Origin of the sequence: Vibrio pectenicida (genome assembly GCA_024347015.1) — a bacterium.
GTDB lineage: Bacteria > Pseudomonadota > Gammaproteobacteria > Enterobacterales > Vibrionaceae > Vibrio > Vibrio pectenicida.
Window position 1 is genome coordinate 1,107,159 of the sequence record AP024890.1, and the last position, 20,339, is coordinate 1,127,497.

General features: G+C 40.7%; 14 protein-coding genes and 2 pseudogenes. 7 read left to right on the forward strand and 9 right to left on the reverse strand.

The genetic code is table 11. The features are described 5' to 3' along the window. The first annotated feature begins 189 nt into the window (after positions 1 to 189). From OCV27_RS19950 to OCV27_RS19975, 6 genes are all read left to right on the forward strand, one after another. Positions 190 to 2,895: an AarF/UbiB family protein gene (locus OCV27_RS19950; RefSeq protein ID WP_125322869.1), complete on the forward strand. Its 2,706-nt coding sequence runs from the start codon at positions 190 to 192 to the stop codon at positions 2,893 to 2,895. A gap of 522 nt (positions 2,896 to 3,417) precedes the next feature. After that, a complete protein-coding gene (locus OCV27_RS19955; protein ID WP_337969454.1) occupies positions 3,418 to 5,832 on the forward strand; it encodes a hypothetical protein in 2,415 nt (804 codons plus the stop codon). Between the two features lie 309 nt (positions 5,833 to 6,141). Further along, the gene (locus tag OCV27_RS19960; protein ID WP_125322639.1) at positions 6,142 to 7,107 is read left to right on the forward strand and encodes a hypothetical protein; all 966 of its coding nucleotides are present in this window, start codon (positions 6,142 to 6,144) and stop codon (positions 7,105 to 7,107) included. Positions 7,108 to 7,148: 41 nt separating this feature from the next. After that, positions 7,149 to 8,396 carry a DUF3644 domain-containing protein gene (locus tag OCV27_RS19965; RefSeq protein WP_125322638.1) on the forward strand — a complete coding sequence of 416 codons (1,248 nt, stop codon included), beginning with the start codon at positions 7,149 to 7,151 and terminating at the stop codon, positions 8,394 to 8,396. 114 nt (positions 8,397 to 8,510) lie between these two features. Then, positions 8,511 to 9,083 carry a hypothetical protein gene (locus tag OCV27_RS19970; protein ID WP_125322637.1) on the forward strand — a complete coding sequence of 191 codons (573 nt, stop codon included), beginning with the start codon at positions 8,511 to 8,513 and terminating at the stop codon, positions 9,081 to 9,083. A gap of 220 nt (positions 9,084 to 9,303) precedes the next feature. Beyond that, positions 9,304 to 9,939, forward strand: coding sequence for an esterase/lipase family protein (locus OCV27_RS19975; RefSeq protein ID WP_125322636.1), 636 nt, complete (start codon positions 9,304 to 9,306; stop codon positions 9,937 to 9,939). A gap of 61 nt (positions 9,940 to 10,000) precedes the next feature. Here the strand turns inward: OCV27_RS19975 and choV are convergent, their stop codons facing one another. From choV to betI, 6 genes are read right to left on the reverse strand one after another with little or no spacing between them, the layout of a single operon-like run. Next, on the reverse strand, positions 10,001 to 11,185 hold the full coding sequence (gene choV / locus OCV27_RS19980) for a choline ABC transporter ATP-binding protein (protein WP_125322635.1): 1,185 nt from the start codon (positions 11,183 to 11,185) through the stop codon (positions 10,001 to 10,003). A gap of 2 nt (positions 11,186 to 11,187) precedes the next feature. Next, positions 11,188 to 12,030, reverse strand: a complete 843-nt coding sequence (choW, locus tag OCV27_RS19985; protein ID WP_125322634.1) for a choline ABC transporter permease subunit — start codon at positions 12,028 to 12,030, stop codon at positions 11,188 to 11,190. Positions 12,031 to 12,078: 48 nt separating this feature from the next. After that, entirely contained in the window at positions 12,079 to 13,017 is a 939-nt protein-coding gene (locus OCV27_RS19990) for a choline ABC transporter substrate-binding protein (protein WP_125322633.1), read from the reverse strand. Positions 13,018 to 13,045: 28 nt separating this feature from the next. Continuing rightward, positions 13,046 to 14,746, reverse strand: coding sequence for a choline dehydrogenase (gene betA / locus OCV27_RS19995; protein ID WP_125322632.1), 1,701 nt, complete (start codon positions 14,744 to 14,746; stop codon positions 13,046 to 13,048). A gap of 24 nt (positions 14,747 to 14,770) precedes the next feature. Then, complete coding sequence (gene betB / locus OCV27_RS20000) at positions 14,771 to 16,231, reverse strand: betaine-aldehyde dehydrogenase (RefSeq protein ID WP_125322631.1); 1,461 nt, start codon at positions 16,229 to 16,231, stop codon at positions 14,771 to 14,773. A gap of 12 nt (positions 16,232 to 16,243) precedes the next feature. Further along, positions 16,244 to 16,840 (reverse strand): transcriptional regulator BetI, encoded by a 597-nt coding sequence (gene betI, locus OCV27_RS20005; protein ID WP_125322630.1) that lies wholly within the window; start codon positions 16,838 to 16,840, stop codon positions 16,244 to 16,246. Positions 16,841 to 17,343: 503 nt separating this feature from the next. Here betI and OCV27_RS20010 point away from each other — a divergent pair. Further along, positions 17,344 to 17,556 carry a GNAT family N-acetyltransferase gene (locus OCV27_RS20010; RefSeq protein ID WP_125322629.1) on the forward strand — a complete coding sequence of 71 codons (213 nt, stop codon included), beginning with the start codon at positions 17,344 to 17,346 and terminating at the stop codon, positions 17,554 to 17,556. 12 nt (positions 17,557 to 17,568) lie between these two features. Here the strand turns inward: OCV27_RS20010 and OCV27_RS20015 are convergent. From OCV27_RS20015 to OCV27_RS20025, 3 genes and pseudogenes are all read right to left on the reverse strand, one after another. Beyond that, positions 17,569 to 18,681, reverse strand: a pseudogene (locus tag OCV27_RS20015) (HNH endonuclease signature motif containing protein); the annotation flags it as partial. 289 nt (positions 18,682 to 18,970) lie between these two features. Then, a complete protein-coding gene (locus tag OCV27_RS20020; RefSeq protein ID WP_125322627.1) occupies positions 18,971 to 19,891 on the reverse strand; it encodes a hypothetical protein in 921 nt (306 codons plus the stop codon). A gap of 53 nt (positions 19,892 to 19,944) precedes the next feature. Then, positions 19,945 to 20,337, reverse strand: a pseudogene (locus OCV27_RS20025) (RidA family protein). Positions 20,338 to 20,339: the final 2 nt, after the last annotated feature.

Here is a 20,339-nt window from a genome sequence, read left to right on the forward strand (position 1 = left end):
CTTATAAGATCCTTAATTACTTAAACTTTAGGATTATTAATATCTTCTAGCGAATTTAGAATTACAAGACTTCCATTTGGTAAGATCTGGTTCTACCAGTGACTATTAGATATCTTTGCTTTTAGAAAGAATAAGCTTTTTAGGTTGATTAATCTCCTATCATAATCAATCGATAGAGAGAAAATCATCATGTCTATAGAGTTTTTACAAAGAGGCCTATCAGCAAATAATGATATGGCGATTAAAGCTGGTGAATATCAGCGATCGACAGCGAGTATCGTGGTTGAGGCGATTGTAGGTCTATTGACTGGTGGTATTGGTGCAATAGCTTTTGAAGCTTATCATGCCTATAGCAAGTCACAGCAGCAAAGCGAGTTTACGGATCTGGCAGATACATTACTTAAAGGGTTACAGGACATGCCTCATGAAGAAGCTGGTTTTGAAATCCCTTACAAGGGTGGTGTGATTATAGTTAGACCGGAAGGTAAAAATATTGAGGTTCAATTTGGCGATCAATCTGCAACAATTCAAAGCAAATTGATGGGCGAAGTCAGAGAGAATCTAAAGCGAGAGATAGTACTTAAAGATACAAACTACAATACCGATACCATAAAGAGAGCTTTTAAGGACGAAACAAGTAATCAACGATCTTTAGCTATTGCGTATCTTGAATCTAAAACCCATTTGCATAAATTCGATCATATTGACACCAAACAACTAGTCAATTGCTGTATTAGCCTAGTTGATAAACACCGCTCTATTGATGAAATCGAGAATGAAATTGATGGAAAACATAATAACAAAGCAAATCTGCTTGATGCGGAGTGCCTCGAGTTAATACAAAATTGGCAAATAAAGCCACTTTCAGAGCAAGAAAGAGTTAACTATGCTGATAGTGTAGAACCAAGGCAAGTTAACCGAGCTACCCAATCAGACAATGAGAGACAAATCCGAACTTTACTTGCAGAAATTTTCCTACCAGAGAAATCCTGGCAAGCGGATACTCAAAATGCCGGAGAGCGACTTCAAAAAGTATTTATTGATAACTCAGGTTTGCTCGCGCGTATTTATTCTCAACCATCTCTGATTGAAGAGGCGGGTTTGCCAGCAGATCTAAACGACGTTATACGTAGTACGCTCAACGAACTCAAACAAGAATTAAACATACCAAATGGCCTAATAAATCAAGATACAGTAGCTGCTGCTTTACATGTCATGCCTTCTGAGTCCTATGGAGCTATGTCTAAAAATATCGACTCACATTTAGCTGATTTTGAGTTTAACTCTCTTGGCGGAGTAGATTTGCTTACCAACCTTGCCGCAATGGGGGAAGGTAACTTTCAAACCTTCTTAACCAACATATTCACTAATTATTTTGATAATCAAGCGATCGTCGATAAGCGTGCGATGTTAGCTTCTTATCTTACCAACTCTGGAAGCAAAGATAATGAAGAAATGAAATTGGTCAGCCTGCTCAAGGGAGGAGGCCCATATTTACAAAAAGTTTTGCAGTTGTTTGGAGACAAAGCAACAGGTGACTTGAAAGTCGCATTAGATGATCTGAAAACAGGCTTAAACCCAATCAATAAAGAAATAGTCAAGGCGATTACTGCGGGTATTATTGCTAAATCTGGTGGAGCCATTGAAAAGATTGATATATCTCGAAGTTTGGGCGCAGCCTCGGTCGGTGAAACAGTATTGGCGAATATCCATTGGAAACACGAAGAAGCCCCTCAAGAAGTTGTTATCAAGTTACTACGTCCAGGAATCCGTTTGAAAGCCGATAGAGAGCTCAGTTTCTTTGAAGCAGAGGCGAGAAAAATTCCTGGTATGTTGAAAACATTCCAGGGTATTTCACAACAAATCCAGGTTGAAATGGACTTAAAAAAAGAAGCGGATAATGTGCGTTCAGCTCAAGTATATAACGAGGGTTTTACGAACTTAAGTGCGATGAAACTTGTTGGTAAGGTTCCACCTTCTCAAGGCTATATGGTACTTGAAAAAGCGCCGGGTACAACAGTGAAAAGGGCTTTTGAAGATCTAAAAAACAACATAAAAAGTTGGAATCCAGTGAATGAAGACAATACATCATATATAACAGGTGCACAACTTGCTTCAGGGATTGAAGCATTAACATCAAAATGGATCGAAGAAGGTATTTTTGGGTCGGGTTTTTACCACGGCGATTTACATTCTGGGAATATTATGTTTTCCGATATCACTGGCATGTTAACAGCTATCGATATGGGAAATGCGGACCAAATGTCTCTTGCCCAAAGGAGAGCCGTATTCAAGATGGTATTGGCCGCGGGGATAGGTTCAACTGAGGTATTTGTACGCAATTATGAAAAAGTACTTTCTAGCGAAGGTAGAGAACAGATTGTGGATAAACGGGATGCACTTTGTGTAAAAACTTCCGAAATTATGAATAGAATCAGTGATCCTGGAGAGAGAATCATGCAAATTCTTAATGCTGCTAACGAACTTGGCCTAGAGATTCCTGCAACAGTCTCGAATTTTTCGCGTTCCCAAATGATGCTACAAAATGCGATCAATAATATTAATGAGCTAAACGAAATAGCAGCAATCAAGCTTGAAGGTCGCATAAGATACTTAGCAGTTTCAGCTGGTGCTTCCGGGGGAACTATCCCAGAGCTTAAAGAACAAGTAAAACACCAACTAGAAGAGTTAAAAACCATACCATCAACTGAAGTGATAGAGACACTTAAACTTAAGCTTGAGCACACCATAAAACTTTGTAATAGTTATTTATCTAATAACCTTAAAGAAATTAACTTCTCAGAGGTAATAATGAACGTTGTTAAAAACAATAAAGTTTCTAGTGCACAACTTGCCTATGGCGATGTATTGCAATTGATGCGAAGAACAAGCTAAATGACGATGTATTGTATTCAAGAGGCAAAATTTATATCTAATCTCAGGTGTTTTTCTCGATGAATATTTTAATATAGTGGTTAGTTTAATAAAAATTGACCACTATATTATTATAAATCAGCAATAAAATAGCAACAACAGGCATTACAAGAAAAATATAATGCCTTTAACCCTTAATTAAATACAATAAATTATTTCAAATAAACTATTATAATATTTAGTCATGCATATACATCAATATTTACTTCTAATTAGTTAGTATTCTCCATCGCACATTAATCAAAACCAATTCAGCAAAATTTAGTTTTAAATATCAATACAATAGGAAGTTAATCACTCTAAATTCAAGCTCTTAAATTAAGATTCGGCAGTATTTAACTAACCAAAACGGGTGACAAAAATCATTATTTAAATTTTATAAATTTGGCTATACAGTCATACTTTTTATATATGTGACTTTATTTTTTAATTAATTTTATATATAAAATTTCCATGTATCTACGATGGGAACTAGTAATTTTAATGAAGAAAATAAAAAAATTTTTTTTCCTAACCGCTTTTTATTCCACAAATTCGTTAGCCATTATCGACCTCACTCCTAGCCATATTGAAGTACAGGGCGAGCAATGTGAAAAAGGCTATAGACTAATAAAGCCTGCCGAAGCTAGGAAACTATCTACACAACTATATAACCAAAACAAGATTGAAGTATGGGGTAGGTATTTTCTAGATAATGGCAAAACACTCTCCATCACTCAAGATAACAGTATCAACATGGATAATGATGCTTTTCAGTACCTGACTAATATTGGAGATAATGATCCTCATATTCCAACAGGACAAAGCCTATGTACTAAGCAAAAAGGTAATTTCTATGCTGTTGATACGAGTAGTGAAACTAAGTACCAAAAAATTATTTACAATGAGCTAGCAATTGACCAAGAGCTGAGTGATGGCGTATTACACACGACGACAATGGATCAGGTGTCAGCTATCAAGTATGGCCAAAACCTGATTAGCCGAATTAGAGTCCTAGTGAAAGTAGACACAGATAATCGCACCAGTTTCATGATAAGAGCGGTTGGGGAAGATCCAACACCGGATTCACAAGTCTCTGTCGACGGTTATGGAAATTTAGGGTACGTTGGCCTTACAGGAGCGATTAATGGTAAAACGCTCCGGATGCGCTATAACGGTACAGGAGATCGTGCACTGGGTCCCACCCCACCACTTTTAGATTCTTACCTTTTTACTCCAGGTTCAGGTTACCCGCTTATGAAGTATTGGGAGTTTAAACTGAATCTAGAGGAAAGTATCTCAGATGGGTATGTACTTGCTACACTTAATATTTTTTCTGATAAAGCGCAAAAACAGCTATTTGAGAAAACGAATATTTCTTTGGAACTGAATGATGCTGAGTATTTCCCTGAAACTGGTGTTACCGTTGTGGGTAACTCACTACTCAGTAGCCCTATCCACTTTAGAACCGATGAGTATTCACAAAATCAGTGGTCTACTTATCGTCTACTTTACAGCGCAAGCTCTGAGGCAATCGATGAGCGCTATTTTAGCGGAAAACATATCGGTACTCTTTCTAATTTCACTCAAAAAAATAAGTATGCCGACGATTTACAAAACCTCATATTAGCTCAACACACTGCGATACCATTGGAGCTTCCCACCGCACATCACCGTCAAAGGAGATGTGTTGAGGACTTCATACAATCATTACAAAGTCTTGGTACATGGGCATTAGCAAGGATGTGGGGAGAGCCTAGTATCTGCGGTGTTCAAAATAATCAACCACTGGCCAATGTTCCTCCTCTTATTGTCGATGAGCCTCAACCTACTAGCAACAGCAATAATGTGGTTTATGAAGTGATAGAAGCTCAGCCTCACAGTAATAACCCCGATGCGTTTAACACAGCGATGAATGTATTGGCTTGTGATGACAATGTAAATACCGACGCAGATGAAGGGACATGTACCACAGAGCAAAATGAAGCGATAAACCTTATGGGTGATCTTACCCATGATCAGCTAGAAACTCTCATTAATGACGTCCAAGAGCATCTTAACCTTGCAGAGCAAGGAGCAGTCCCTGCGCTATCGGTTGATACAGGCAACCCCAATCTAGACAACTTTATCAATCACAACCCCGAAGTCGCAATAAATCTGTTAAATAGCGCAATGCAAATTGCCAATGCGTCCAATGTAAAACCGGACAAGCTTGTTTCACGACGATCCAAGAAAGGTAAAAAGCGCAATGACACTATTGTTACTGGCTCTTGCGCAAATAGTAATCTGGAAGTGAAAGATGATGATGGTTGGCAATGTGTTCGAGAAATAAGAAAGAGAACGAATAGGAGAGTAACAGATACGGTAGTTACCCTACCCCCACTATTGCAAACTGGCGGACAATATTTCACGAGAAGGTCAGCTTATACAAACTTCAACAACATGATAAGGGTATTCAATAACAGCGGTGTAAGTTCACGTATGAGCCGGAATGAAGTGAGCGCTAATACTTGGGCAATTGCCTATGATGGAGCACCAGCGGGCAATAACCGCAGATTTGTGGTTCTATCAGATGCCAATGATGGAAGGCGTGATAGATTTGGCTTTGGCTTAACTCACATATGGACCAACAGAGATGGTGGCCACCAAAACGACTTTATGCAGCATGGTTTCCACAACCAAGAGATGCTAGCACGCATGATCATGGAAGCACTAACCAGTGTTGACGGTAACCCTAGAATTACAACGAGAACGGGCGAAGGCGGCCAACGCAGAGATTATGCAGCGGTCACTTTTGTGTATGGCCGTTATCATTATCTGTTTACCAATGTCGCCATTGTAGTGGGTAGTGACGGTTACGTTATCACGGCTTTCCCAACCAGAAATTCACGACTTTCGACATTAGAAGACGAGTTGTAACCATTGAGTAATAATTAACATTAAACCGCCAGTTAAGACTGGCGGTTTTGTTAGGGTAAGGCATTTTTGCCCCAAAGCTTTTTAGAGCCACCAAGCTCGTTCTTTGAACGTTTCAGTTAAGACCAAATTAATCTAATCCAAGTACTGCGGTGTAACACGGAAATTTTACGTAGTTTCTCTTGTGATGTGTGGTCGATTCAAACTAAAGCTTGATACTAGTTGAGTTTCATAATGAATAGCAGCAACATAGACGAAATAGAAATGCGGAAAAATTCCGTCTATAAAGCGTTATATTTTCGGAGGATTATCATGAGTAAGTGGTTATTGGACAGGTTATTTGAAGCTGGTGATCAGGCAGCGCCACGCTTTGCACTTCAGGGCACTGTAAACTGGATGAGGGCTCTTGCCGAAGTTGTTAACGATGGTGTTTGTGCTGACGATAAATTAAGTGACTTATATGCTCGGGTTCAACGGAGACCTGTTAATCGTGAAGCTGACACGCTTGTGTTTGAAAATACAATGATGGCTTTACATAATCTGTCTTCCCTCAAGAGCATGAATGAAGATGCCGGAGACAAATATGATATATGTCGTTCAGCCATTATATCTTGGTATTACAGTATCTATTTTTCCGCTAGTGCGATGGTTGCAGCATCTTCTGGTTCTATTCAAGAAACGCACACAGCTACAGCGAAAGTATGGCAATCAGACATCGCGGAAAAAGAACTGATCCCTTACCCATTCAACCTTCTTCTAACTAGCTTAGTTTCCAAAACTGCTGATGCTGAAATAACGGCGTATAGAGGCAGCAATCGTTACGATTTAAATGATAGGGCTTATGATAATGAAACGGCTCATGGCGCATTGGTTTCGTATCTAAAGGGAACTCATGGTTATAAAAAATGGGAAACAGAAGAAAGAGTAAGAACTTCTCGTGATTTAAAAGCACTGGGTGTTGACAACTTTCGTACGAAAGCTGCTCGTGAAGTTCGCGATCGTGCACTAGAAAAGGGGCAAGTAAACTTTCTTATTCAGGCATTTCGTTACCGTGGAAAAGCTAACTATCGCGACTCTATATTTTTATCATACGGTGATAACAATGAAGCTACGATCGAAAAATTCATTCAAGATTTGTACGATGTATCTATTGGTTTCATTAGGTCTACATCACATTATTGCAGCCGAAGAGTCGAGAGGGGGGCATGGGCTGAGTTTGTCGAGGATATATCCGATAACTCTAGGTTATCTATTGACCCCACCGTTCTTGAAATATAACAGGGTATTAATTGGCTTTAAATCCGTGAGGAGTAATAGGATTGAGTAGATACGATAAAGTAGATTTGGCTTATAAGTTTCTTTCCTCAAAAGAAAATGAGGGCGAGTCGTTTACGATTGATGAATTGGCTAAAGCTACTGGTTGGAAAAAGCAGACCTGTGGTACATACCCATCAAAGCGCTGGCATCAATATGTCCAAAAGGATGGTTCTCATTACCTCACTACTGGGATTAAATTCCTTAGTAAAGATGAGTTTAGGGCAGTCCATAGTCAAAAGCTACAACAAGTAGCAGACCAGTCTGCGAAAGGTATGTTACTACATAAAGCTAGAGAGTTTGCATTACTAGCAGTATCAACATACAACAACCCATACACTGAGTTTAAAACCTATGGTTATATCGTAAATATTGTTATTGCTTATACAGCACTGTTTCACGCAATTTTTGAAAAGAAAGGCATTGATTACTTCCACCTAAGAGATGGGAAGCTCGTCATTATCGACGGCGAAGAAAAAGCGTGGGAACTAATGGAGTGCTGTAATCAGTATTGGAATGGCGTTGAACGTCCAGAGAAGTATAACCTTCAATTTTTGATTGGACTAAGAAACAAAATCGAACATCGCAGCCTTCCTGCCATAGACCTTGCGGTTGCAGGTGAGTGCCAAGCTGCTCTCATTAATTTTGAAAACTTGTTAGCAGAAGAGTTTGGTGACTCCCATGCACTATGTACAAACCTAGCTATTGCTATGCAACTAAGTCGCATATCTGAACAAGCCCAAATTGATGCGATGAAACAGCTCCAAAAAGAAAACTACAAAGTTGTTCGCCATTATATGGAAACTTATCGCGCTGACTTAGAAGACAACATAGTTGAGAGTCAACAATATCGTATTCGCGCTATGTTAGTTCCTAAGCTTGGCAACCATGCTAAATCATCTGATATCGCTGTTGAGTTTATTAATGTAAACAAACTCACCGAAGAAGAACTGCAAAACTACGAACAGGGTGTAGCGTTTATTAAAGGTATTGAAAATCCATACAAATTAAAACCATCAAAAGTAATGGCTCTTGTCCGTGAGAAACTTCCGTTTTTCAACATGCCACTTCATACGAAGTGTTGGAAGTATTTCGAAGCTCGTCCTCGCGATAATGCACCAGCTTTTGAAGGTGAGTATGCATCATTTATTGAGGGTTTTGATGGATATTTATACACAAAGCAATGGGTAACATTCTTGACGACTGAGCTGAAAAAGCCAGAGGTGTTGGCAAAAGTGAAAAAAGCCAATTAACAGTTGTTTTAAGTGGGATTCGTAAATGCGTGCCGAACTCGCTTCGCTCAAACATAGCACGCGTTCACTTACCCCTTAAGCGGGCGTTAGCAGAAATAGTAGTAGGTTGATAAATTGAAGTTTGAGTTTTTGAATACGGAAATAGTAGCACTAGTTAACTTTGTTGCTGCATTGTTTACTATTGCAGCAGCGGTTATTGCGTTAATCACATTATTGAGCTGGAAAAATCAGCAACTCTTGGGACCAAAATTAAATGCGGTTTTAGAAGCGGAAGATTGCTATTACTTGGTTGTGCAAGGATATATGCAAAATTTTTCTTTTTTCTTTCATAGCAGTAAGTTGGCATTCGAAACACGAAATACACCTAAAGAGACAAGAGCAGAAGCCAACGATGTAATTTCACGAGAGTCTGAAAAACTAAATTTTGAAAAGCAGGCTCTACATGACTCAAACTTTCAACTCGCAGTACTACGGATGCAACGACTTGGATTAATTGCAGAAATAGATAAAAGTATGGACACAAAGCACCTAACAGAAATATTTGAGGGTTACCTAGAACGAATTCAAAAACATGACTACTCCGATGAATATAGCAACAACGACTTGCTTAGTTCATTTGCACATGAAATCTGTTGGATTCAGGATAGTGGTAAACAGGCTTTTAAAACGATTAGGGACTCTTTGTAAATTTCAGCCATACAAGCGTTTAAGGTTTCAAGATACTATTTCTAATCTGATTAAATCGGTTTACGGCAATTTCCTAAATCGTTTTTTGTCCAAAACGAAGTTTCATGATCGATTAAAAAACAACCATCAACAGTCAAATCACACTTCAAAAATATCCATGCTGGATCAACTGGGTCAGAATTGGCACAATGGACCTAGGCTTTTATAAATAAGGGCACCAATGAACATTGTTATTCTTCATGGACTTTATATGCATGGCTTAGTCATGAAGCCGCTTAGTCAAAAGCTGCGTTCATACGGTTATGATACAAAAACGGTTAGCTACAACAGTCTAGCGATAGATGAAAACAAGGTGTTCGAGGTGATTGACCATGCCTTGTCGCCCTCCCAAACCAATGTATTGGTCGGGCATAGCCTTGGCGGCCTTATTATTAAACATTACCTTACTTCACGCACGCCAACCCCTAGCTGTATTTCCCACATTGTTGCTGTAGGGTCACCGCTGCAAGGCGCTTCGATTGTCAATCGAATTCAAGATTTAGGCATGGGAGCTGTATTAGGTAATGCGCCTAAATTTGGTCTAGAGCAACATGAAGATAATTGGAATCATCCACAAAAACTGGGTAGTATTGCAGGTACGCTAGCGATAGGTGCACGAAGCTTGTTAATGATGGGTGATAACACTCTTTCGGATGGAACCGTTACAGTGGAAGAAACCAAAATCGAAGGCATGACTGATCATATCGAGATGCGTAGTGCGCACACCAGCATGATATATAACTCTGTGGTATCGAAACAAATCGACCACTTTATTAAAACGAATAGTTTTACACATGGCAAGCAATCGGTAGATTAAAGTGCGAAATACGAGAGACCAGCACTCCCCACCAAATCAATGTGGAGCACTAGCTTCAACGCTATGCAGCTTTATAGTTATGTTTGCCAAGTAAACCAGAGTAAAAATCGTTGTCATCTAATACGCCAACTAACTCCCCGCTTTCGACTAACAAAATCGGTTGCCCACTGAGCTGCTTTAACTTAATCGCCTCTCGCATACCGATATCTGGGCTGGCAATCACTACACTTTGTTTTGAAATATCGTCTAATTTTACTCTCTCATCTCGCCAATCTATTAACCTGAGAGACGTTTTATCATCTAGATAAAGCTGGCTATCACGTGCTTCTACCCATACCTTTTGTATAGGGCAAATTTGCATTCTCGCTGCTTCTCGCTCTAATTCACTCACTGGTTGCATTAGTGAGCGACCTTTAAGTACATTAAGTGGGTTAGTATGCGCAACAAAATCTTTAACGTAATCATTTTCAGGCGTTAAAACTATCTCTTCTGGCTTGCCATGTTGAATCAGTTTGCCTGATTCCATAATGGCAATATTGTTGCCAATTTTGAGCGCTTCATCGAGATCGTGGCTAACAAACAAAATGGTTTTATTGAGTTTTTTCTGCAAGGAAATAAGTTCATCTTGCAGTTGAGCTCGAATTAATGGATCAAGAGCTGAAAAGGGTTCGTCCATTAATAAAATATCAGTATCCATCGCAAATGCTCTTGCTAATCCGACTCTTTGCTGCATACCTCCAGACAGCTCATGAGGATACTTATTCGCCCATTCAGAAAGCTCGACCATGGCTAATTGCTCGCGCGCTTTATCACGCCTTTGAGCTTTAGGCATGCCAAGCATCTCTAGCCCAAAAGCGACATTATCCAGTACTGTCAGCCAAGGCATTAAAGCAAATTTTTGAAAAACCATCGACACTCTATGAGTGCGAAGATCGCGCAAGGTATTTGAATCACATGAAGATAACTCGACTTGGCTATTGCCATCTTTAACCTGTAAAGAGCCGCGAGTAATAGGGTTTAACCCATTGACAGCGCGAAGTAAACTCGATTTACCTGAGCCAGATAGCCCCATCAACACGCAGATTTCACCTTCTTTAACACTCATGGTGACGTTATCTACCCCCACCACTTGCCCAGTTTGTTCAATGATCTCTTGGCGTGTTTTGCCTTCATCTAGTAATGATAATGCCTTCTGTGATTGCTCACCAAACACCACATCAAGGTTTTGAATCGTAATGGCATCCATGATTACACTTCCTTTTGATTAGGTGATTTACACAAACGATCGAGAATTATTGCCACTAGCACAATCGCCAGCCCCGCTTCAAATCCTTGGGAAATGTTGACTGTATTGAGTGCTCGTACGACAGGTTTACCGAGTCCATCAGCCCCGACTAATGCAGCGATAACCACCATAGATAGTGACAGCATGATACATTGGGTGACACCGGCCATAATACTCGGCATGGCAGCTGGCAATTCAACTTTAAACAACAACTTTCTTTTACTAGCGCCAAATGCTTGCCCTGCTTCTATGAGTTCTTCTGGGACTTTTGTGATCCCCAAATAGGTTAAACGGATTGGCGCTGCAATAGCGAAAATAACCGTTGAAATCAGCCCAGGGACAATACCTAAACCAAATAAAACCAATGTTGGAATCAAATACACAAATGTGGGAACTGTCTGCATTAAATCGAGGATTGGCCTTAGTAAAGTGTATAGCCACGGCCTATGAGCCGCCATAACTCCTACTGGAACACCAATCAATACGGACATCGTCGTCGCAGCAAAAACTAATACGAAGGTTTCTAGCATTTCCTGCCAATAACCGAGGTTTAAAATCATTAACAAAGCAGCAACCACAAACAAAACCAGCGGAATACTTCGATGCAAATACCAAGCGATGACAGCGGTGACTATGATGGGCACTTCTGGCGGCATCCATTTAAAAATGTCGACAACAGATAAAATGACAGTTTCAAGAAAAATAGAAATGGCGTCGAAGAAACCAGCAGCGTTAATCGTTAACCAATCAACGCCCTGCTCCATCCATTGACCAAAAGGGATTTTGTTGTTTGTAATAAAATTCACAATACAGCCTTATTTTGTGGAGCGGGCAACCAAGCCCGCTAAATAACCTTATGCGTTAGTATTTATGTAGTCAGCCACCGCCTTGATAGCATCATCACCTGAGAGAGTTTGTACACCTTCTAACCACTGATTGAGCTGATTAGGATTATTTTTAAGCCATTGCTGAGCCGCTTTAGAAGGCTGTATTTTTTTATTGAGTATGTCTTCCATTAGCGCGCTCTCCATTTCGAGACTGAACTCAAGATTTTTGAGTAGCTGACCAACATTTTTGCATTCATCAAGGTAGTTAGATCTGACATTAGTATAGATATTCGCCCCGCCGTAATTAGGACCAAAGAAATCGTCTCCCCCGGTAAGATACTCCATCTCAACGGTTTGATTCATCGGGTGAGGAGCCCAACCTAAATAGACAATCCACTGATTTCGACGAACCGCACGAGCCACCTGAGACACCATACCTGCTTCACTCGACTCAACGAGGTTAAAGTCTTTAAGGCCGAACGCATCCTTGTCTATCATCGACTGGATCAGTCGGTTGCCATCATTACCCGGTTCAATACCATAAATACGGCCTTTGAACTTGCTAGCATTTTTCATCAGATCAGAAAAGCTTGTAATACCAGCATCATAAACATATTTAGGGACCGCCAAGGTATACTTTGCCCCTTCAAGGTTGGCTCTTACCGTTTCGACAGTTCCTGCTTGGCGATATTTGGCAATATCTGCTTCCATAGTGGGCATCCAGTTACCCAAAAACACATCAATATCACCATTAGCTAGAGAGGAGTATGTCACTGGCACAGAAAGTAAATCCGTCCTAGTTTTATACCCCATCCCTTTGAGTAACTCACTGGCAACCGCTGTCGTGGCAGTAATGTCGGTCCAGCCTACATCAGCAAATCGAACTGTAGAACATTGATTAGCATAAGCACTGACTGTGGTGACACTTAGAGCAATCATCGCCAGCGACTTTTTTAGCATAGTCATAATGGTTTCCTTATCATTATTAATCCCCTCAAACATGAGGTTGTACCTCTCGCTTAGGGGCATTTATTCTTTGTTGTTCTTCCCAATCAGGCGCTATCCATACAGGTAGCTCCTTACTTGTTATCAAAGGCTGACCCAAAATTAAATCAGCGGCACGCTCTGCCACCATGATAGTTGGCGCATTAAGGTTGCCGTTGGGAATCGTTGGAAAAATAGAGGAATCAACCACTCTTAACCCTTCAATACCGCGAACTTGGCATTGTGAGTCTAAAACCGCCATAGGATCATCGTCAGCCCCCATTTTACAAGTGCAAGATGGGTGATACGCACTTTCGACGTTTTGCTTCACCCATTCATCGATAGCTTGATCACTGGTGATGTGCTCGCCAGGCTGAATTTCATGGCCTCTATATTTATCCATCGCAGGTTGGCCTAAAATTTCACGTGTTAGGCGTATACAATCTCGCCAATCTTGGCGGTCTTGCTCGGTAGAAATATAGTTAAATTCAATCTTTGGTTTATCTTTAGGGTTGTCTGACGTAATCGTTATACGACCTCGGCTCTGTGGCTTATTTGGACCAACATGAACCTGAAAACCATGCCCATCAAAAGCAACTTGACCGTCGTAGCGCATAGCGGCTGGTAAAAAATGGTATTGGATATTGGGCCATTTGAGACCTTTACGCGAGCGGATAAACGCGCATGACTCAAAATGATTCGTCGCACCTAAGCCTTTGCGCGTCAAGATCCACTCAGCACCAATCATACCCTTGCTGATTAATCCAAGTTTACTGTTAAGCGTAATAGGTTGGTTACATCGGTACTGAAAATAGACTTCAAGGTGATCCTGAAGGTTCTCACCAACACCAGGTAAATCATGCTCAACCTTTACCCCTGCTTTTTTAAGCACGGCCGCTGGGCCTATGCCTGAGTGTTGCAAAAGCTGAACAGAACCGACTGAACCTGAACTAAGTATGACTTCTTTATTCGCAAAGTATTGCAAGGTCTTACCCCTGCGTTCAAGCTCAACACCTATCGCCTTTTTATTTTCTAGCAATACCTTATGTACCTGAACACCTTCTAATAGCGTCAAATTAGAGCGCTTCAAAGCACGCCTTAAGTAGGCATTAGAGGTTGACGACCTCACTCCATTATCAACCGTCATATGCATAGTGCCAAAGCCTTCTTGCTGATAACCGTTATAATCTGAAGTGGTTGGGTAACCCGCATCTTCCCCCGCTTTAATAAACGCTTCATACAATGGGTTGAGCGTCATGTTGTTACCACTGCATGTTCCTAATGGGCCCATGCCTCCTCGGTAGTCATCTTCGCCTCCTAGCCATGTTTCTGCACGCCTGAAATAAGGTAAGCAAGATTGGTAATTCCAACCTTTTGCGCCATGTTCTTCCCATTGATCGAAATCACACGCATGGCCTCTCACATACACCATACCGTTAATAGAAGAGCTGCCACCCAGTACCTTTCCTCGCGGACAATGCAGTTTGCGGCCATCTAAGCTTTGTTCAGCAACCGTTTCAAACTGCCACGCATACTTTTCCGTATTCATCGGATACGACAACGCCGTTGGCATTTGGATAAAAATGCTTTTATCACTACCGCCCGCTTCCAAAAGTAATACCTGATGTTGACCACTTTCTGAAAGTCTATCTGCTAACACACACCCAGCCGAGCCCGCGCCAATGATGATATAATCGTAGCTCTGTTTCATAATTACCTCTCAGATAGCACTTAACTAGGCGTAGGGACTTTCATAAGGACCAAGTTCGACCAATATGCTTTTAGTCTGAGTATAATGGCGCAAGGTTTCTGGTCCATTCTCTCGGCCAAGACCCGAATGTTTGTATCCGCCGACTGGCATTTGAGCCGGTGAGTCTCCCCAAGTATTAACCCAACAGATCCCAGCGTCTAACTGGTGAATAACTCTATGCGCTTTGGCCAAATCTTGGGTAAATACACCGGCGGCTAAGCCATAGTCAGTGTCGTTCGCTCTTTGAATAACGTCTTGCTCTTCTGAAAACTTAAGTACTGACATCACAGGGCCAAAGATTTCATTTTTGACATGTGGCATATCATCTAAGCAATCAAAAAAGACCGTAGGGGCGACAAAATTACCTTTCGCTAAGCCATTGTCTGTAACTTGATATCCACCAGTCAGAAGCTTGGCACCACTTTGCTTGGCAATCTCGATTGCCTCTAAAACTTTATCTAGATGCTGCCGAGAGATTAACGAACCAACTTGAGTATCCATATCCATAGGATCGCCAACAATAAGCTTCTCCGCTCTTTGCTTTAACTGACTCAAGAAAGCGTCATACAGCGATTCATGGACATAAACTCTTGTTCCATGGGTACACACTTCACCTTGAGTATAAAAGTTAGCCACCATGGCAGCGGATACCGCATCATCCAATTTTGCATCGTCAAAAATAACCATGGGTGATTTACCGCCAAGTTCCATGGTCACTTGCTTAAGTGTCGCGGCACTATCAGCCATAACGGCCTTACCCGTACTTGATTCACCAGTAAATGATACTTTGGCAATGTCTGGATGAGCTGTAAGCATTTGTCCAACTCGATAATCACCTTGCACCACATTAAATACACCATCGGGTAGCCCTGCTTGAGTATAAATTTCTGCAAGCTTTAGCACTGAAAGTGGCGTTTCCTCAGATGGCTTAAAAATCATCGCATTACCCGCCGCCAAAGCAGGTGCTGATTTCCACATCGCAATTTGAATTGGATAGTTCCAAGCACCAATACCTGCGCATACCCCTAATGGCTCACGTCGGGTATAGAAAAATTGGCTTTCACTCAAAGGCTGTTGCTCACCCTGCATACCAACGGCAAGTCCGGCGTAATACTCAATCACATCCGTACCTGTCATAATATCAACCTCAATCGCTTCTTGCAGAGGCTTTCCCGTATCGGCAACTTCCAATGCAGCTAACTCATCATTACGCTGACGCAGAATATCAACCGCCTTTAGCAAAATTCTGCTGCGTTCAACTGGCGCCATCGCCGACCATACTTGAAAGCCTTTTTTTGCCGACTCAATAGCCGAGTGTAAGTCGTCGACATTTGTTTGACCTATTTCGGCTAATGGCTCTCCATTTGCAGGGTTATTGGTGATAAAGGTTTCACCTGATGTCGCATCACATGCCTGTCCATCGATATATTGAGATTTCATTTCTATTTACACTTTTCGTTATTTTCTTGAGTAAAGATTCAGTTGGTTATCTAAATAATCATTAATAATTAGCCGAGCTCTCCTGGCATCAATACCGCACGGATTTAGTGTTCCTCTCAGCCAAATACCATCAATAAGAGCCGCAATACCATGAGCAACAATCTCTGCCTGTTCATTTTCAAACAAGGCTTTCAACTCAGCTTTAAGATGAGATAGCAAACGCTTTTCGTTGACTCGCTGAAGCCGTTTAAGCTGAGGGTTATGGATGGAGTAACACCAAAAAGCCAACCAAGTTTTTGCCACTTTGTTCTCAGCCTGATAACCAACGAAATTGCCATCAATAATGGCATTAATTCTTTGGTGATGTTCATTTTTAGGTAATTGACTAAGACGTGATTTCACCGTGTAAGAAAGCTGACGTAGCACTTCTCTCATCGTCTCTTGCAGTAAGCCTTGTTTACCCCCGAAGTAGTGATTAATAATGCCCGTCGATACACCCGCTTCCTTACTAATTAAAGCAACACTTGCAGCGTGTAAGCCCACTCTATCTATCACAGACATGGTCGCATTCACCAACTGAGGCTTTCTAATATCAGGCATCCCTACCTTCGGCATTAACCATCTTCCTTTTTTAATTGAACGTTCAATTAAAAATAACATGCCAGAAAATTAGTTAGTGTTCAAATTAATTTTTACAAAATGACACATGGGTCCATTCGCAGTTCATATACATCTTGGGGTAAAACATATCTTTACAATTACAATTTCTTGTAAATTATTTAAAAATACTTGATATTTGGGTAAATAATAGTGAAGATATGAGCTAATTACAGATTAACACTTTAAACATCCTGTTTGGCACACCAAAAAATAATAATTAGAACACTAACGATAGTGTCATTTTCATATGAATTTTGAATTTTCAGATCCTGCAAACCAAAGCAATATACTCACAGCTTATGGCCTGATTTTTATGCCAATTTCAGTCGATGATGCTAAGGATTTATTTAATGCTGTCAGTACTAAAGCCTTTCATCCCGATTTAGTACTTTCAAAAATTGATACGCTAGACAAAGCGAAGCAATGGTGCACAGAGCGATCTAAAAATTGGCAAACGAATGAATGTTTTGTCTGGACATGGCTATGCCACAACTATGTGCCGAGAAGTACTCAGATACACCATAGATATCGGTTACAAAGGTAATGTTTGGGCAGGCGTCCACGCTTGGAATAAAGGCAGTATCGCTGTACTATCTAAGCTTGGGTTTAAGCAGGTGGAACGCCAGAATGACCTAATAAAGGAGTTCCATCTGCAAATTAAATCACTGTGAAGTCATAGCCAGTTAGTTCCTCCAAATCATTTCAACAAATTCTGGGTGATCAACAAAAGGGTTGCGGTTGTTCTGAAATTGATAAACCGCGTCATTTCGATCTCGCTCTTTTTGATTAACGGGATCACTGACATGCCAACGCTTAAACATCTCCAGAGCCCAAGGTTCAAAAACCGAATCCTGAGTACCATTTAACACCGCATCTGAGCTACTTGTATTGCCTTCCCAATGAGCAATTTCGTGTTCATAACGCGTCGCCATATAGAAGTATACTCGAGCTAAATCACCTTTGAATTCGTCAATCGGTTCAAACACAACCCCAGAGTAATTCAAGTCACTCGCAGCAGAGCCAAGTTTAGAGCCATTAGACGATTGATAGCTAGATACATCGACTTCACCAAATGGCCAATTTCCTCGTTTGGAGTTCACATAGCCATCAGATGCAAACAGATGATGGCCGTCTGAGTTCATCGGAGCAACTTTACCGCCAAACCAACTTTTAGGAAAAGAGTGCTCACGATTATAACAATCACCCTCACGACGGTATTGACCGCATTGATCAACCCTAGCCACATAATTTATCGAATCTGGTCCTGATACATTCTCAGAATAGATATCGAGGATACTGCCATCATTCTCGTAATAACGGTCTATATCTGTTGATTTCACCAAACTCCATACCGCAGAATAACCTTGAGGCTGATGATTTTTAATGATGTTATGTAATGCAGTTTTAAGCTCGTAACCAGATTTACCCTGCGCAGATTGATAATAGCCTTTGCGATTATCGTTTCTTTCCCCTAAAGCAAAGCCATGTTCAACAGAGCCAGAAAATGCACCACCAGAAGCTAATATCTTCCTGTCAGAACGTAGACTGTAAGAACCTTCTCCAAATTGGCAGCACATACCATCACTCTCTGAGTCAAAAACTTCCAGTGAGTAATACCCAGGCTCGAAGCACATTATCTTTTGGTAGCGTTGGTTGTTGTCGTAACCTGAGCCAGTAAATAGGTTATCGCCTTGGCTATTTTTAATTCTCCAGCTTGTTTCTGAGCCATAATCATCGGTAACAAGATCAAGAGCCACATTGTGATGCGGACAAATTTCGGTAGATTGCTTCGTGGATTTATCAACTGATTGCAATGCCAAGGGTGAAGTACTGACGTTAGCAAAAACACAACAGGGAAATAGAAATAACAGACAAATACATTTTTTAAACGGTGAGATCACTATGCTTCCTTTTGAGTTAACAAGCTTGCAACATAACTTACGTGATAGCCGTCCAATGACAAATACATAGTTTATAAATATAAGTGATAGAACAACTTATTAATTAGAAACTTTTACCTACATCGCAACTTATTTACTTTTCACAGCGGTTCATCACCGACCGAAGCGCAAAGAACCTTTTATATTATTGATTGAGCCAGTCATGAACTAGGGATACAAAATATGGATGGATCAAATAACCTATAGACGCATGAGGGTTAGAGCGCCCTTCTCTAACAGCAAGGTTATAGATATGAAAATCAGCGATAGGTACGCTGAGCAAACCTAATTTAGACATCTCTGCATAATCGTTACTTACTTGGCTGTCATGTGAAATGAAGTCATCCTCTGCTGCAAAGTTGCACCATCTTTCAATATTAGTTGGGTATTTCTTAAACCCTCTGTTCTGGCTTCCTTTAAGGTATTGTTTGATATTTTCATCCGCCAGAGGCGATCCCAAAGTAGCAAAAAGACTCACTTTTTTGTGCGAGCCATAGACACGCCGATATTCGCCGTAATGTGAAAGCTTCCATAAATTATCAAAGCAAATCATAGAGCCTAAACTATGCCCGACAAGCATAATCTCATCCCCACTGTCTAAAGCTTGTTTTAGCACTGGCATTAAGCGACTTCTGACATCACTGCCGTAGTAGGAATCACAATTCCAATAGTGAGCCATATCTGGAGCGACAAGTTTAATTAAAGACGTGGCGATGCCTAACTTACCAAGTGGTGCGGAAAACAAATCAGCTAGTGCTTCTTTGAAAAAACCGGCTTGAGTTAAATCCTGATAAGAAGCCTTAGTAAACTGATGCTTAGAGTAACTTTTAAGCTTTTCTAGTGATTCATTACGTATCGCGGCATGTTCAATCGGCTGTTGTAAAAAATCATTGGATAGGTCACCGTAATAAACAAAGTCTTTATTGACCGATTGAAACTGCTCCATTGCCTTGAAGCCAAAATCCCTGAATAAGCCATGATTAATCGCTTCATACCAAAGTTGCTGTAAGTCCTCTTTAGATGGTTTTTGCGCACGGCCATGTATGAAAATTATTCTTTTTGCCATCAATTTACATCCTGTAATATTGAGTTTTAAACGTGTTACTAAAAATAGAGTTTCTATATGTTTCCATGCTTGTGACTAAGCGCGGCAATTGCCTCGATTTCTATTTTTAAATCAGGGTGAATTAATGCGGACACTTCGGCTAATGAGCAAGCGGGTAGGTGCCCTTGGTAAAACTCAAACAGATGCTCTCGAATTAACGATAACAAGGTTATGTCCGTAACAAATATGGTCAATTTTATTAGATCAGACCTTGAACAATCTTCATGATCAAGCACTTGCGATATCTGAGACAAAATTTCCATCGCTTACTCAGTTACCCCTCCACACTGAGCATCTGTACCAAATGCTGTCAGTCCGGAAATATACAGAGTCTGATTGTGCTTTGTCGCATGCACATACGGGCTTGCGATTGCAGGTAAGAAATCATAACTGCATTTTTTAATCAAAT